A 15,871-nucleotide genomic window follows, 5' to 3' on the forward strand; every position below is an offset into this window, starting at 1 on the left:
ATCCTCTTAAAGTTTGCTAGTACAAAAGTATACGTAAAACGCGCTGAAAAGATTCATTCCACTTGGTGTCTTCGATCATACCGCATCAGCAAAACATCAATTTTCGTTTCGATTCTTTGCATAGTTAACAGAAAGTCCTCTAATGTTTTTTCATTATAATGAACAGCTTGTTCTGATGATTCCTCATTTCTCACTAGTGTTTCTTGATAACGCCGCACTGATTTTAAATCCATTTCGTTCCTCCTGATTCATTATTTCGTTCTTAATAAAGAATATACTTTAATGATATAACGAATCAGGATAGATTACAACACTATCAATGAAAAAGCCCGGATTCTTTTGATTTTTTTAATATCGCTTGCGTCTTTTTGCTAAGAGGTTCTTTTAAGAATGTACCCAGTAATAATGCGATTAATCCAAATATGGAAAGAAATAATACATCATGCAGCACCCTTTCCAAAACAATTCCCCCTACTGCTTCTCTCATTAAATCAACAGCATAAGTGAATGGTAAAAAGGGACTGATGATTCGAAAGAATTTCGGAAGGAGCACGACGGGATAAGTCCCTCCTGAACCTGCTATTTGTAAAACAAGCATAATGATCGCCATCGCCTTCCCGACATTTCCGAAAACGGAAACGAGAGAATAGACAATTAACATGAACACGATACAAATGAAAAGCCCAAATATGACAAACCAAAAGGGAGCGCTGACTGATACATGGAGGATAAATAAATCTCCTAAGGTAACGATGAGTGTTTGTAGAAATCCAATCGTTAAAAAGGTCAGAAATCGTCCAAAGTATATTTGTTTTCCTGTATAGAGATCATGTTGATGTACATCAACAGCTAGAAGAGAAATGAGCAAAAGCGCACCTACCCAAATAGAAAGCACAGTATAGAATGGCGTCATGCCTGTACCATAATTTTTAATCGGGAAAAGTTTATGCTCGTCTAGCTTCACAGGCTCTTCAAAGAAATTACGTTCTGCATTCGGATCGTGTCGGAGTAAATTTATGATTTCATTAATATCTGCTTCACTTTTTACTTTTCGAATTTTGTCCGCAAGTGCTTTTACCTTTGAATTCACATACGGAAACTGACCATGTGCATAATCTAACGCTTTTTTTCCGTCCTTTAAATTCCCTTGTGTACTTTTTAAAATTCTTTCAACTTCTGGCAAGGTGGATTGAGCCTCTGTTAACATCGCTTTCGCATTTGACAAAGTTTTTTTCGCATTCGCTACTTCAACTAAAATCGTAGGCTCAATCGAATCATTGTATTCTTTAATAAAAGCATCCAATTTTGCAGGAACGGTAGATGCCTTGTCTTTAATTGATTCGAGTGTATCTTTAAACTCCTGCTTTTTCTGGCTCAAAAATTGATTAATATCCGTTATTTGGCTTCCGCCAGTTTGTAAAGCTGCTTTTAACTCACCCGTTTTTGCTATTGCCTCATCCAGTTGTTCACTGCCAGAACCTCCTCCCTGTTCGGTATTAATCTGTTTAAGCTTTATTAAAGATGATTCAATCGTATCAATCGTTTGCAACGCATTATTAAATTGATCTTGCAGGTTTTTTTGCAACTGATCTCCCTTGCTTAAATCTATATTTACGTTTTGGGCATCGTTTAAAAAGTTATTAATATCAGTAGAGACCTTCTGAACCTTCTCCACATCAGCTTTAATTGTTGGAGCGATCGCATTCAGTCGGTCTTCTGCTGTCGTAATAAAATCTGTTGTTTTATTAATGGTATCAAGTCCATTACTTGTAAGCTTTCTTACCTCTGGAATTTTCCCTTCCGCTTTGTTCAAAATATTCTCTGCTGAAGTTGCATCAGCCAGTGATTCATCTAAAACGCGATTGATTTCCGGCAAATTGTTTTCAAGCGTGAATATATATTGTTCGAATCTTTCAATATCAGGAAGATCGTGTTCCAATTCAATGCCAATCTCATTAAACAAATCAAAAATAACTCCATTTACTGTGGAAATGAACCTGCTGCTCACTTGCTCAACAATGAGAGAAGCTCCTTTTTGAGTAATTTTGGGTGAAACGGAATTGATTTTTTCATTGACATAATACTCCATTTTAGCCTTTTCTGGTTTAGCAGAAATGACGGTTGCCAATTTCTCTGAAAAGTCTTTAGGAATAATAATCACAGCAAAGTAATTTCCATAATCGACTTCATCCATCGCTTTCTTACGATTCGTAAAATGCCAATCCATGCTTTTATTTGTTTTTAACGTCTTCACTAGCTCTTTTCCTACATCGATATCTTTATTACGAATTTTAGCTCCTTGATCTTCATTTACAATGGCAACAGGAAGATTGCCTGTCTCTGAATACGGATCCCACATAGCCGCGATATTTAGCCATGCATATAAAGAAGGAAGTACAATAAGGCCGCCGATCATAATAGCGGCAGCCCAGTTTGTAATGATGTTTTTTATGTCATTTGTATATATCTTTCGAATGTTGTTCATGATTTTTTGCCCTTTTTAATGAGATATATGTTTTAATTTACCCATTAAAAAGCTATATAACCAAACCATTTAGAAAATCCGAAAGTCTTTCCACTCGTCAGGCATCATTTTTTTATATTTAGGCTGAAGATAGCGATCATCGAAAAGCATAATAATACCTGTATCCGTTTCTGTTCTAATAAGACGTCCTCCAGCTTGAAGGATTTTATTCATCCCGGGAAACACATACGCGATATCATAGCCATTTTGTCCATTTCTAGAAAAATAGTCTTTAATCAATTCTCTTTCAATACCTATTTGCGGAAGCCCAACTCCAACTAAAAAGACACCATTTAACCGATCACCTTTTAAATCGACTCCTTCTGAAAAAATTCCTCCAAGCACTGCAAAAGCTAAAAGAGATTCCTTTTGATCAGACTGAAATTTTATTAAAAAATTTTCCCGCTCATATTCCGTCATTCCAGGACCTTGAATAATCGTCGGAATTCCCGTGTTGCATGATGTCCATTCTTCAAAAACGCGATTCATATATTGATAAGAAGGGAAGAAAATAATATAGTTCCCTGGACTGTTTTTGATGACAGCTTCCAGTGATTGAACAATTGGCAATACGGATCCTTCCCTATCACGAAATCTTGTTGATAATGGATGAACCCTTACGTCCGTCTGTTCTTTCGAGAACGGCGATGGGATTGATACAGTGTAATCATCTTCTTTTCCTCCGAGCATTAGCAAGAAGTACTGTAATGGGGATAAAGTAGCTGAAAAATAGACACGCGATTTAAATGACTTCCCTGCTTGATAAACTACAGTAGAAGGATCTAAACAAAACATTTTTATCATCACTTCATTGCGATTTACTTCAACATATGCGACATATTGTTCATCATATAGCTTAACGATGCGCGACCAGCTCAAAGCTGCAAAAAATGCATCGAGCAAAGCTTGGCCACCCTCTCTTTCATTTCCGTTAAATAATTCTTGCTCCGCATCTTCAATGAATTTTTCAATAAGCTCATTAAACTCTTCATCTACTTCTTGTAAAACTTGATATTGTTCACCTTCCGTCTGTTTCCTAAGACGAATGAAAAAGTCATTTATTAGCTTAGCAGATTCAAAAACCTGACTATGTTTGTACAAACGCTTTAATTCTAAGAACATCCTTTTATCCAAGCTCGCAGAGTACATATCCCTTGCTCGATCAACTAAGTTATGGGCTTCATCAACAAGAAGGACTGTCTGTTTTTTTGTCTCATCAAAAATACGTTTCAATGATACACGCGGATCAAAAATATAATTATAATCGCAAATAACAGCATCCGACGCGTATGCTAACTCCAATGAATATTCAAATGGGCACACCATATGCTTTCTTGCGTATCTCTCAATAACTTCTCTAGACATCTCTTTCTCATTTGAAAGAATATCAAGCACAGCTTCATTTATCCGGTCGTAAAAGCCATCCGCAAACGGACAGTGTTCTTTTGTACATAATTTTTCTTCGGTAAAACAGATTTTATCCTTCGCCGTAATGGTGACTGATTTCACGTTTAATCCTTTATTCTCCATTAAACGAAATGCTTCCTCTGCTGTTTGACGAGTTGTCGTTCTCGCTGTTAAGTAGAATATTTTCTTGAGGTCCCCTTCCCCGATCGCCTTTACAGCAGGAAATAAGGTAGAAATTGTTTTTCCAATCCCTGTAGGAGCCGTTGCAAATAATGTTTTTTTCTCTACAATTGTTTTATAAACTGCCCCCGCTAATTGTCGTTGGCCTTTTCGATATGATTCATACGGGAATTGAAGATCACGGGCGCTATTTTTCAACTCTCGTTCATGTTCCTTTAGCCACTTTGCATAAGGGGCATAGCTTTCTAAAAGTGTAAAAATAAAATCTTCTAATTCTTGAAAGCTATAACTTTTTATAAATTTCTTCGTTTCTTCCGATTCTTTTTGAAAATAAGTGAGCTGGACATTCATTTCTTTTAGGGTCTGCTGTCTTGTGTACATATAGGCATAACATTTCGCCTGAGCCCAGTGAACCGGATATGTATCTTCTGTAATGTTCTGAAGACTTCCAGATGTCGATTTGATTTCATCAATAGTAAAGCCTTCTTTTGTACGAAGTAATCCATCACATCTTCCCTCAATAACAAAAAGGAGATGATCATAAACCATCTCAGTTTGAAGAAATACTTCACTTTCATCGTCTTCATCATAATCCTTTTGAAGTTTGCGATGTGCTTTCGTTCCCTCAGTTAATGTAGTAACACTTCTAAAGCCTGATTCAATGCTTCCGCTTCGGTAAACATATTCTACAAGGGGACGCACGGCTACTTTTATTTGATCATCCATTTTCTCACCTATTTTAAAGGGTTATACAAATATTGTAGCACAGGCGTTCGCAATGACCAAAGAGAATTAATTTAGATTCTCGATTTACCTTAAGAATCAAAATTACTCTTATCCAATTTCTTGATATTCATGCCATCCTCAGTTAAGCGATACAATCCGAAAACAGTGGGATTAGCTTGCACCAACCCTGCACTTACTAAGCCTATAAGCGTCTCGTTTACGTCCGATAGATTCCCTTCCGCTTGAGGAAGACGTTCTGCAATCTGTATTGGCGTTTTCCAGTCAACGGTCAATTCGCCTAAAACGGATTGTTGTTTTGAGGTCAAATCCATATCTTCTATCCTCCGCTAAAGTGCTAAATTTATAATTCCAAAGTTATTTATAAAAGTCTATTTTCCGTTTAAGAGTAAAGAATACATACAAATATAGAATAAAAACGATTCCGACCAGGCTGGCGGCGATTATTTGAAAGACATACCCTTTCCAAGTTGCGATTAAACCAGCTTGACAGGCTATCAAAGCAACAAACATTGTTAAGTAAAATTGAATCATACGCTGAAATGTTTCTTTCACTGATTCACGGTCGGAATAAATTTTTTGAATATTTTTCTGATTAGCAGGCATTCGGAAATAATGAAACTTTTCAATAAATGACGCCACCTGTTCCCATCCGGCGTCTTTATATAATTGAAAATAATCGGCATCCGCGTCACGAAAATCAATTTGATAGACGTATGATTGGTTAGGATCTTCTTCAAAGTAATACATACCTAGACGATATTTGATAAAATGAAGTCCTTTTCGTGACATTTCGGTTAGCCACCGTTCTTCTTTCTGTACATCCGAGGGTGTAAATAATTTAAATTTCTTGACCGTCATCTTGATCACCTTCCATTTCTTTTATGATGCTGCTCGCATTTTTCACTAGAGATTCAAGACGCTTATATTCCAATTGAACAATTTCTTTTCCAAAAGTAGTTAGTCGATAATACTTACGTCTGTCCTCTTCATCTACATCCGCTTTCGCAATAATCTTTTGTTTTTCAAGCTTTCCAAGCGCCCCGTACAACGTCCCTGGTCCCATCGTAACTTCACCATGGCTGATTTCCTCAACATCCTGCATAATCGCATATCCATGGCGAACTTCTCTTAATGACAATAAAATATAATACGTCGCTTGTGATAACGGTAAATAATCTTCTATTCGTTTCATCCATATTCACCTACTTTTATATATCGTCTATCGTTGTATCGCATACTGATATATCGTTTAACGATATAGTAACAAATTTACTTTATTATATCAATAGGTTTTTTAAAAATAGGCATAAAAAAAGACTGAAGCGAATCATTCAGTCTTCTTTTATTTCATTTATAGCTTTAACATATCTCGGAAACCATTTCTCCCATTCAGCTTTACGGTTTTCTATTATTTTTCCATCCAATAATGCACTAATCACATCAAGACACACATGCCACCCTGCCAGATCTCTCGGTGTGTGGTCAGTCATCTTATTAATCTATTCTATTAAAGTTAACTGACATCCTTCTGAATTAGGATAAAGCTCAAATCGAACAACATCGTCTGCCCATGTAAATTGTAGTACAGAGTGCGTTTTCACCTCGGTGATTTTCATTTCTTCAAAGCTTCCATCACCCATGTCAAAAGTTAAATTCCCCCTTCATGAAGATCCTTCACTCGAAGTTCAGAAAACCATTGCGATAATTTATCGTTATCTGTCAGCATGGACCATACATTTTCAACTCGGTGATTTAAGAAGTGATCGAACTGAGCCAGATAACCGTGTTCTGTTTTTTGTAGTTTAGCAAGCATTGTCTTTCCTCCATTCTTTATAATGAACTTTATTCCCTTCTACCACAATCCCGGGCATGACTTAATCTTTAATATCATGCATTTGTCCTTCACGCTCACATTGTTGGAAAGTATGGTTCTATTTTAAGGCACTTGTCCATCATACGCATTTTGATGGACAAAATCATTCTACTCTCCAAGTATTTGTCCATCAAAGAATTACTGCATAATTAAACATTTAGCATCGCTTAAAAAATACGATTAAGCGCATAAATAAAACGGCGAGACAATCCCCCACCGCTCCACAAGAATATTATTTTAACAACCTCAAACTATTCAATATAACCAAGATGGTACTGCCTTCGTGACCAATGACTCCGTATGGCAAATCCAACACTTGCAAGAAGTTGGATAAAATCAATAAAATAATTACACCAATGGAAAAGACGATATTTTGTTTAATGATTCGATTCATTCTTTTCGATAGATTGACAGCATCCGAGATACGAGAAAGATCGTTTTTCATTAAAATCATATCTGCCGTTTCGAGTGCGACATCGGTTCCGTCTCCAACGGAAATCCCAACGTTCGCTGTTGCTAGTGCAGGTGCGTCGTTGATTCCATCGCCGACCATTGCAACATTTCCGTATTTCTCCTTTAACTGCTTAATATGATTAACTTTATTTTCAGGCAAACACTCCGCGATATACTCTTGGACATGACTCTCGGAAGCGATGGCTTGCGCCGTTTGAGAATTGTCGCCTGTCAGCATAATTGTGTACAGACCTTGATTTTTTAATTGGTCGATTGCCTTCATTGATTCTGCTCGAACAAGGTCTTTTAAGGCAATCATGCCAACAAGTTCTTCTCCCTTTTGAATAAATACGACTGTTTTTCCCTCTTTCGCCAATTCTTTAGCCTTCCATTGTCCTGCCGCTTCTCCGCCAACAAAACCACTTTTCCCAATTTTCCATTCTGTTTGATTAATGCTTGCTTTTACTCCCCAGCCCGGAACATCTTCAATGCTATCTAGTTCAATGAACTTTCCCGACATTGTTTCTTGCGCGTATTTCACGATTGCGTTTGCCAACGGGTGGTTTGAATGCCGTTCTATAGACGCGGCAATAAGTAAGATCTCCTCAGATGAAAATCCGTCTTGGGCGATGACATCTGTTATTTCAGGTTTTCCAGTTGTCAACGTACCTGTTTTATCAAAAGCAATTGCTTGTAGATCACTTAATTGTTCCAGGTGAACGCCACCTTTAAAAAGAATGCCGTGCCGCGCCCCATTTGAAATGGCGGACAAGGTTGCGGGCATAATAGATGCAACGAGAGCACACGGTGATGCAACTACTAATAAAATCATCGCCCTATAAAAAGTTTCCGTCCAACTCCATCCAAGTAAAAAGTGAGGCAAGAACATCATTAACGCAACTACAGCAAGCACGATCTTTACATATTTACCTTCAAACCGCTCAATAAACAATTGAGAAGGCGACTTTTCACTTTGTGCTGACTGAACCAATTCGATGATTTTCTGGAATAGCGTTTCATGACTTGGTTTTGTAATTCGAACTGTTATCGAACCGTTTAAATTCACAGTACCCGCAAAAACTTCGTCCTTAAGTCCTTTTGATACAGGAATTGACTCACCCGTAATCGCCGCTTCATCCAATGTGGAAATTCCCTTTACAATTTCGCCATCTGAAGGAACCCTTTCCCCAGGTTTAATTAAAATGAAATCTCCAATAGCGAGTTTCGATACGTGAACACGTTCTTCTCGTTCTCCAATTATGCGCAACGCTTCTTCAGGCTGCAACTCCATTAATGAAGATATTTCCTTCTGGCTTTTATTCATTGTATACGTTTCAAGCGCACCACTTACTGCGAAAATAAAAATTAAGATCGCACCTTCTGTCCAATATCCAATAATGGCAGACCCGATAGCAGCTATTATCATCAGCATCTCAACGTTGAGTTCCTTATTTTCAATCGTATCCACAATACCTTCTTTTGCCTTCGCATAGCCACCAATGGCAAAAGCTAATAAATATAAAATGATGGATAATTTATCAGATGCATTCTTATCCATTAACCAGCCTAGAAAAATGAGGACACCACATGCAATTGCCGCAATCAGTTCACCATTCATTTTTATCTTTTTTAGAAAATTGCTTTCTGTTACTGCATTTTTGTTCTCTAAAAATTGTGCAAGAGCACTCATTTCAACACCTCCTAGTTTAAACTTCGAACTTTAAGAATGCTAATTTATAATAATTATTATATGAATATTATAGTAAAAGGAAACAAGTAAGTCAAATTTAATTGAGAATTCTTCAATATAATTGAGAATGATTATTAATGTTATTTATCAACATCTAACTTGATAATAAAGCTAAATCCACTTAAATGCTAATGATAATCATTATCAAATAATTTAAAATTATTATTAAGACATACTTACTAAAAATAAGGTGTACACTTACTTATTTTAAGATTTATCCTTTTACTAATGAATGGTATAGTGGTGGAAGAGATAATTTTACAGCAAAGGGGTAAAAATGATATGAAAGAAGCGAAAATGGATGTAAGCGCTTATTTAAAGAGAATCGGATACACAGGTCTACTAGATGGCAGTGCCATTGCACTTGCCAAAATACAAGAATGTCATCTTCATTCAGTTCCATATGAAAACTTTGATATTTTGAACCGCATCCCGCTATCATTAGAAGTTCCGGATTTATACGATAAGATTATCATTCGTCGACGTGGTGGATACTGCTTTGAGCTAAATGCCATTTTCAGTTGGCTGTTAAAAGAATTAGGATATAAAGTAACAAGCTTATTCGCTCGTTTCTGGCGTGATGAGCCTAATGCCCCTCCGAAAAGGCGGCATCATGTATTAAAAGTAGAAGCAGAAGGAAAGTTTTTCTTATGTGACGTAGGCGTGGGAGGAATTGTCCCTCGCCAGCCAATTGAAATGGCGGAAGGTCTCGTTCACGAACAAGGAGATGAATTTTATAAATTAGAAGTCGATCCATACTTTGGATGGATGTTAATGGAGAAAAAGCACGGAGATTGGAGACAAATTTATTCCTTTACAGAGGAACCTCAACTTCCTAAAGATTTCATTATGGCTTCTTTTTGGTGTGAGAATTCCCCAGACTCCATCTTCATCGAAAATGCGATGGTTGCGATTCGTACTGACGAGGGAAGGAATTCAGTGGACGGGAAAGAATTTAGGATTTTCAAGAATGACTCAGTGCAAACTTTTATACCTGCAACAGAAAAGGAATATAAGGAAGCCCTTAAAACATATTTTGGTATTGTTCTAGATAATTAGCATGCTACCATCCTGAATAATGGGTATTATCCTTTTTCAGTTTTTTTAGGGGGCAACTATGAAAAAAGCATGGATTGTTTCATTTATTAGGTTTCCGATGCTGATGATTGTGCTGCTTATTTTTTCAGTTTTATTTATGGTAATGGGATGGGACTTTCAATTCCCTTTCCTAAGTGACATTTCACCAATTTATTTTACAATTGTGAATGCTTTGTGTTTCATCCTGCTACGCCACTTATTAATAAAAGAGGGGCGATCACTCAAAGAATTAACAGGATTCCAACGAGACCTTTTTTGGAAAGATGTTCTTTTTGGCTTCTTATGGCTGCTAGTATTATATATACCTTTTCTAATAGCGATTATCATAACCATGTTAATCATGTTTGGTCCGGATTTTTACCTGCATTTTCAAACAACATTCGCGGGGGATATTACTTTTTCACGTCCCCAGTGGTTATTATGGTTATCAGCATTTGTGTCTCTTATTTTCCCTTTTTTAAATGCACCAATTGAGGAATTGATGTATCGCGGATATGCCCAACCGATTTTCCTTAAAGTTTTTCAAAAAGCAGCACCTGCGATTATAATTCCATCTTTAGGTTTTGCTTTGCAGCATATTATGCTAGCACCTAGCTGGCAAGGAGGCGTTGTCTATTTCGCCGCATTTTTTCTTTGGGGAATCGGCAGCGGCATCATTTATTACAAGCAGAAAAGATTATTCCCATTGATTGTATGTCATTTTATTGTGAACATCGCCTTTTCAATTGCTCCGATAATCTTTCTTATAAAAGGGTGAACAATATATATAACTTTAGATTCGATACAAGTAATATTGAAGAATCAGGGGAAAAGTACGAAGCTAGACAAAAACTAATTAAAGATACTTGGAATAACAACTGTTTCAAACAAGCATGCATGAGGAATCCGTATTCACTACTCCTTTTTTCCATTTTGACATTACCAGCGAGGAGGGTATCTCCATTTTCACATCGCAAGATCACGGAGATAACACTTTAATGTCTATAACTGAAAAAGATTTTGGATTTGTAGACAAAACCGTTTTTATTGGTCTTCGGGAAATATAGAAAGATCGTAAGGAATCCCTTACGATCTTTCTATTAAAAGTATCGCTCTATATCAAAGTCTTTCAAAGACGAATACACAACATCCGCATTCGTTAAGTCCTTTTTCTGACCAACACCTATCGCGAGCATCCCTGCAACTTTGGCAGCTTCCAATCCAGCTTGAGAGTCTTCAAACACGACGCACCCTTCATAAGGAATGCCCAGTGTTTCAGCTCCAAGAGTAAATACTTCAGGATCAGGCTTTGCTTTGGAGACAGAATTCCCATCTACGATCACATCAAAATACTCTTCAATCCCAACGTTTTTCAAAATGATTTGCGCATTTTTACTCGCTGAGCCAAGGGCGATCTTGATTCCCTGCTGTCTTAACTCCTGCAATAGCTGGAGGACGCCGTCCAATATTTCTGATTCATCAATATTGGATATATATTCGACATAGCGATTGTTTTTCTCGGTCGCCATTTTCACTTTCTCTTCTTCTGAAAAAGCGTCTTTCATCTTTCCTACCTCTAGCAAAATATCTAATGAAGTCATTCTCGAGACCCCTTTAAGCATTTCATTATGCTCAAGGGTAAATTCGAAGCCCAACTTTTCAGCAAGTTCTTTCCAGGCAAGATAATGATATCTCGCTGTATCAACAAGTACACCATCTAAGTCAAATATCGCACATTTATAGGACATGACTCTTCTCCTCCAACGGAATAACGAGACTATCCTTCAATTCATACGTTTTTCCATACACACGAATTGCCTTCTCCGTTCCTTTTTGTAGAGAGAATGTGCAATTGTCGCCGTCGATTCTTACCAAGATCACACTATCTTCAAAACGAACTTTAAAGTTATAGCCTGTCCACTTTTCAGGTAAGGCAGGTGCAAAATGCAAGCCGTCTTCCTTAATGCGCAATCCTCCGAAGCCATAGACAATTGCCATATAGTTTCCACCCATATTAGCAGTATGGATACCATCCTTCGTATTTTTATGAGTATTAAATAAATCAAGTTTTGCAGATTCACCAAAATACTCATACGCCTTGTCATATTGCTTTAACTTCGACGCAACAATACTATAAATACAAGTGGATAGCGATGAATCATGAGTCGTGATTTTTTCATAATAAGCAAAAGAATTTTCAATCGTACTTAAACTTTGGGCATCTTCTAAAATAAAGTGAGCCAACACTGTATCCGCCTGCTTAAGCACTTGATGGCGATATAAATGGAGCGGATGGTAATGTAAAAGCAATGGGTATTTGTCTTCTGGTGTATTTTCGAAATCCCATACTTTCTTAGATAAGAATGAATCATCTTGAGGATTGATATCCAATTCTTCATTATATGGCAAATACATTTGCTCAGCTGCCTGTTTAAACGATTCAATTTCGCTGCGTTCCAACCTTATTTTTTCAATCGCAGACGTAAGATTTTTCGATTCTAAAAGCTCGTAAAATTTCACCGCCCACTTTAAGTTGTGTTGGGCGAGTGTATTTGTATAGTAGTTATTGTTCACGACACACGTATACTCATCCGGCCCTGTAACATTATGAATTAAGAATTTCCCATCGTGGAAATGACCTACATCAAGCCAAAGCCTTGCTGTTTCAAATAAGATTTCCGCACCTTTATCGGCAATAAAACTAAGATCCTTTGTCACTAAATAATAATTAATGACGGAATAAGCGATGTCACCATTAATATGATATTGTGCCGATCCAGAAGGATAGTAGCCAGAGCATTCTTTTCCCATGATGGTTCTCCACGGAAATAAAGCTCCTTTTGTGTGACCCATGATTTTTGCATGTTCTCTTGCAGAATCCAAAATATTATATCGGTATGCAATCAAATTTTTCACAATATCAGGCTGCGTCAATAAGAAGAACGGCTGAATGTACATTTCCGTATCCCAGAAATAGTGACCTTCATATCCTTCGCCACTAAGACCTTTTGCCGCTACATTACTGAAGCGATCTTTCCCAACAGATTGCAGCAATTGGTAAAGATTATAGTAAATGGCCATGCTTAACTCATCGTCGCCATCAACATCCACACTTGCGTTTTCCCAATAGTCCGCCAAAAATTCTTCCTGTTCTTTATACATTCCAGCTAACGTTTTAGCTGTAGCTTCATGCATAAATCGCAGAGCCTTTTCAGATCCATTTGTGTAGCGAATAGAATCACATAATACTGTATACTTAGTAAGCGAAATTGTTTCATCTTGGTCAATTGACGTTGTTATTTCACAATCTACCGACAGAGAATGTACTTGTTGCTGCACATTCCCCTCTTTAGATAATTCATTTTTTACAGCTGACCAAACAGACAAGTTAGATTTAGACGTTTTTGATGAAATGATAGAAATACCATCTTGAACGTCTGCATTTTCCACTAGAATATGTTGAAAACTTTCTGCAGCAACACGTGGATCATTAGGATTAAAGTAATTTTGCACATTACCGATATGGGTAGATGTAAATTTTACTTCACCCGAAAAATTCTTAGCAGTCACTTGATAATCAATAGTAAATAACGGCAGCATCGTAAAGGATGCCATTCTAGTAATGACAATTTCTACTTCACGATGATTAGGTGAGCGCCAAAGAATTGTTCTTTTTGTAATTCCTTTTTTCATATCTAATATTCTTGAGCTTTTCAACACAGTTCCTTGGAACAAGCTAAATTCTTCACCATCGACCATTAGCTTGATTCCTTGTGTATCAACGATATTCACCATCGTTTGCTTTTCTTCCACAAAACCATATAGATTTTCAGCTTGTTTCATTTCTGCAAAGTCATAGAATCCGTTTATATACATACCTCGAATTGAGTTATATTGCTCCGGGTAACCTTCTTCATAATTTGAACGTACACCCAGGTACCCATTTGCATTATGAAACAATGTTTCATGAAGCATTAAGTCGTCATTATCGGTACTAAGATCATTTATTTCAAACAAATACTTATTCATGATGACAAACCCTTTCGGCTATATTATTTGACACTTCCGGATGCAACGCCCTTAATAATATGCTTTTGAGCTAATGCATAGAAAATGACAACCGGAATGATTGTTAATGTAAGTCCAGCCATCGCTAAATTCCACTGAATCGTAAACTGCCCGAAGAATGAAGCAGTTGATAGTGGGATTGTTCTCAATGCACGATCAGAAAGAACGAGGGACGGCAGCAAGTAATCGTTCCAAATCCATATTACGTCTAAAATAATGACGGTAACAGTAATCGGCTTTAACAACGGGAAGACAATTCTCCAGAAAATCCCAAACTTAGAGGCGCCGTCTAAAAGTGCTGCTTCTTCCAATGATACTGGGATCGACTTGATGAATCCATGATATAAGAAAACAGCCATACTCGTACCGAAGCCAATATACATGAAAATAAGACCACCATGAGTGTTTAACATTGGAATGCCTAATACATCACGGAACTTCGACATAAATTGCATTAACGGCATCATTAGTGTTTGGAAAGGAATAAGCATTGTAGCAACAAAAGTCATAAAAATAAATTTACTGAGTTTATCATCAGTTCTTACTAGCATCCACGCTGTCATCGAGGAGAATAATACAATGAGCAAACAGGATACAACAGTGATTAACAAGGAATTAAAAAATGACTGAAGGAAGTCCATTTTTTCCATTGCATCAACATAATATTTAAAATCAAATGACGTAGGAAAAGCTAATGTATTTTGATATAATTCGGCACGGTTTTTGAAAGAGTTGACCAACATAATATAAATAGGCGACAAGTAGACAAGTCCGAGGGCAATGACGAAGAATCCTAATATAAACCTCCCTATTTTTTTCATTACATTTCAACCTCTTTCTTTTTCGTAATCGCCACTTGCGTCAATGTAATTGCTGCAACTAGTATAAAGAAAATAATCGCTTTTGACTGTCCATAACCAAAGTTGTTATATCCAAATATTTCATTATAAATATTCATAGCTAATAATTCTGTAGAATTATTAGGTCCACCGCCCGTTAGAGAGAGGTTAACGTCAAATATTTTAAATGAATTAGACACAGTCAAAAATAAGCAAATCGTAAACGATGGCATTAACAATGGGAATGTAACTTTCGTAAGTTTCTGCCAAAAGTTAGCTCCATCCACTTTCGCGGCTTCCATTACATCTTCTGGAATAGAACCGATTCCTGCGATATAAATAATCATCACATACCCAGCCATTTGCCAAGTAAAAACAATGACCATAGCATATAAAGAATATTTCGGATCAATCATCCAGTTGAAGAAAATGGACTTGAATCCTGTTACTTCGCCAATCACTAGGAATGCATCAGAAAATATAAATTTCCAAATATAACCTAAAATTAAACCTCCGATGAGATTCGGCATAAAAAACATTGAACGTGCTACATTTCGCACCCGTAATTTTGTAGTAACGAGTAAAGCAAAACCGAGACCAATAACATTGATCGATATAAGCGCTATGACCGTAAACTTCGTTGTTACCCAAGCAGAAGTTAGAAAACGCTGTTCCCCAAACAACTTCGCGTAATTTTCAAATCCAACAAAGATTTTCGGGTTTGCCGGAATACCATCCCAACTAAAAAAGGAATAGTATATTCCAATAAAAAACGGAATAATAACAACTGTCACAAAAGCAATCAGCGTCGGGACCGTAAATAAAGCAAACCACGCTTTATCTTTTCTTCGTTTCATAAATAACCCTTCTTTCAGTTTTACATAGAAATGAGCCACATTCATGCAAGCTCTTTTCTGAAAAATTGTTTGTTACATGTTACATTTAAATGAAAA

General features: G+C 36.9%; 16 protein-coding genes. 2 read left to right on the forward strand and 14 right to left on the reverse strand.

Annotation, left to right across the window (positions count from 1 at the left end; translation table 11 throughout):
• Positions 1 to 53: 53 nt before the first annotated feature.
• The 10 genes from KHA96_RS16305 to KHA96_RS16340 form a co-directional block, all read right to left on the reverse strand.
• Positions 54 to 233, reverse strand: coding sequence for a hypothetical protein (locus tag KHA96_RS16305; RefSeq protein WP_213130368.1), 180 nt, complete (start codon positions 231 to 233; stop codon positions 54 to 56).
• 83 nt (positions 234 to 316) lie between these two features.
• Complete coding sequence (locus KHA96_RS16310) at positions 317 to 2,485, reverse strand: YhgE/Pip domain-containing protein (protein WP_213130369.1); 2,169 nt, start codon at positions 2,483 to 2,485, stop codon at positions 317 to 319.
• Between the two features lie 69 nt (positions 2,486 to 2,554).
• Positions 2,555 to 4,837 (reverse strand): ATP-dependent DNA helicase, encoded by a 2,283-nt coding sequence (locus tag KHA96_RS16315; RefSeq protein ID WP_213130370.1) that lies wholly within the window; start codon positions 4,835 to 4,837, stop codon positions 2,555 to 2,557.
• Between the two features lie 89 nt (positions 4,838 to 4,926).
• Complete coding sequence (locus tag KHA96_RS16320) at positions 4,927 to 5,169, reverse strand: hypothetical protein (RefSeq protein WP_213130371.1); 243 nt, start codon at positions 5,167 to 5,169, stop codon at positions 4,927 to 4,929.
• A gap of 43 nt (positions 5,170 to 5,212) precedes the next feature.
• Entirely contained in the window at positions 5,213 to 5,716 is a 504-nt protein-coding gene (locus tag KHA96_RS16325) for a DUF2812 domain-containing protein (RefSeq protein WP_213130372.1), read from the reverse strand.
• A complete protein-coding gene (locus tag KHA96_RS16330) occupies positions 5,697 to 6,050 on the reverse strand; it encodes a PadR family transcriptional regulator (protein ID WP_213130373.1) in 354 nt (117 codons plus the stop codon). The genes KHA96_RS16325 and KHA96_RS16330 overlap by 20 nt, the downstream gene beginning before the upstream one ends.
• A gap of 139 nt (positions 6,051 to 6,189) precedes the next feature.
• Positions 6,190 to 6,348 carry an SRPBCC family protein gene (locus KHA96_RS23385; protein ID WP_349305777.1) on the reverse strand — a complete coding sequence of 53 codons (159 nt, stop codon included), beginning with the start codon at positions 6,346 to 6,348 and terminating at the stop codon, positions 6,190 to 6,192.
• Between the two features lie 9 nt (positions 6,349 to 6,357).
• Positions 6,358 to 6,498 (reverse strand): SRPBCC family protein, encoded by a 141-nt coding sequence (locus tag KHA96_RS23390; protein WP_349305778.1) that lies wholly within the window; start codon positions 6,496 to 6,498, stop codon positions 6,358 to 6,360.
• An 8-nt stretch (positions 6,499 to 6,506) separates the two neighbouring features.
• On the reverse strand, positions 6,507 to 6,671 hold the full coding sequence (locus tag KHA96_RS23395; RefSeq protein ID WP_349305779.1) for an SRPBCC family protein: 165 nt from the start codon (positions 6,669 to 6,671) through the stop codon (positions 6,507 to 6,509).
• A 292-nt stretch (positions 6,672 to 6,963) separates the two neighbouring features.
• On the reverse strand, positions 6,964 to 8,874 hold the full coding sequence (locus KHA96_RS16340; protein WP_213130374.1) for a heavy metal translocating P-type ATPase: 1,911 nt from the start codon (positions 8,872 to 8,874) through the stop codon (positions 6,964 to 6,966).
• 342 nt (positions 8,875 to 9,216) lie between these two features.
• Between KHA96_RS16340 and KHA96_RS16345 the strand changes: the two genes are divergently transcribed.
• Together KHA96_RS16345 and KHA96_RS16350 are read left to right on the forward strand one after the other, a co-directional pair.
• Positions 9,217 to 9,993, forward strand: coding sequence for an arylamine N-acetyltransferase family protein (locus tag KHA96_RS16345; RefSeq protein WP_213130375.1), 777 nt, complete (start codon positions 9,217 to 9,219; stop codon positions 9,991 to 9,993).
• 58 nt (positions 9,994 to 10,051) lie between these two features.
• The gene (locus tag KHA96_RS16350) at positions 10,052 to 10,789 is read left to right on the forward strand and encodes a CPBP family intramembrane glutamic endopeptidase (RefSeq protein ID WP_213130376.1); all 738 of its coding nucleotides are present in this window, start codon (positions 10,052 to 10,054) and stop codon (positions 10,787 to 10,789) included.
• A 322-nt stretch (positions 10,790 to 11,111) separates the two neighbouring features.
• Here KHA96_RS16350 and pgmB read toward each other — a convergent pair whose 3' ends face one another.
• Genes pgmB through KHA96_RS16370 form a run of 4 tightly spaced genes read right to left on the reverse strand, consistent with a single transcriptional unit; the run spans position 11,112 to position 15,775 of the window.
• On the reverse strand, positions 11,112 to 11,759 hold the full coding sequence (pgmB, locus tag KHA96_RS16355; protein ID WP_213130377.1) for a beta-phosphoglucomutase: 648 nt from the start codon (positions 11,757 to 11,759) through the stop codon (positions 11,112 to 11,114).
• On the reverse strand, positions 11,749 to 14,040 hold the full coding sequence (locus KHA96_RS16360; protein WP_213130378.1) for a glycoside hydrolase family 65 protein: 2,292 nt from the start codon (positions 14,038 to 14,040) through the stop codon (positions 11,749 to 11,751). Before KHA96_RS16360 ends, pgmB begins: the two co-directional genes overlap by 11 nt.
• A gap of 23 nt (positions 14,041 to 14,063) precedes the next feature.
• Complete coding sequence (locus KHA96_RS16365) at positions 14,064 to 14,900, reverse strand: carbohydrate ABC transporter permease (protein WP_213130379.1); 837 nt, start codon at positions 14,898 to 14,900, stop codon at positions 14,064 to 14,066.
• Positions 14,900 to 15,775 carry a carbohydrate ABC transporter permease gene (locus KHA96_RS16370; RefSeq protein WP_213130380.1) on the reverse strand — a complete coding sequence of 292 codons (876 nt, stop codon included), beginning with the start codon at positions 15,773 to 15,775 and terminating at the stop codon, positions 14,900 to 14,902. Before KHA96_RS16370 ends, KHA96_RS16365 begins: the two co-directional genes overlap by 1 nt.
• Positions 15,776 to 15,871 lie beyond the last annotated feature (96 nt).

Source organism: Bacillus sp. FJAT-49711 (assembly GCF_018343715.1).
Taxonomy (GTDB): Bacteria; Bacillota; Bacilli; order Bacillales; family Bacillaceae_C; genus Lederbergia.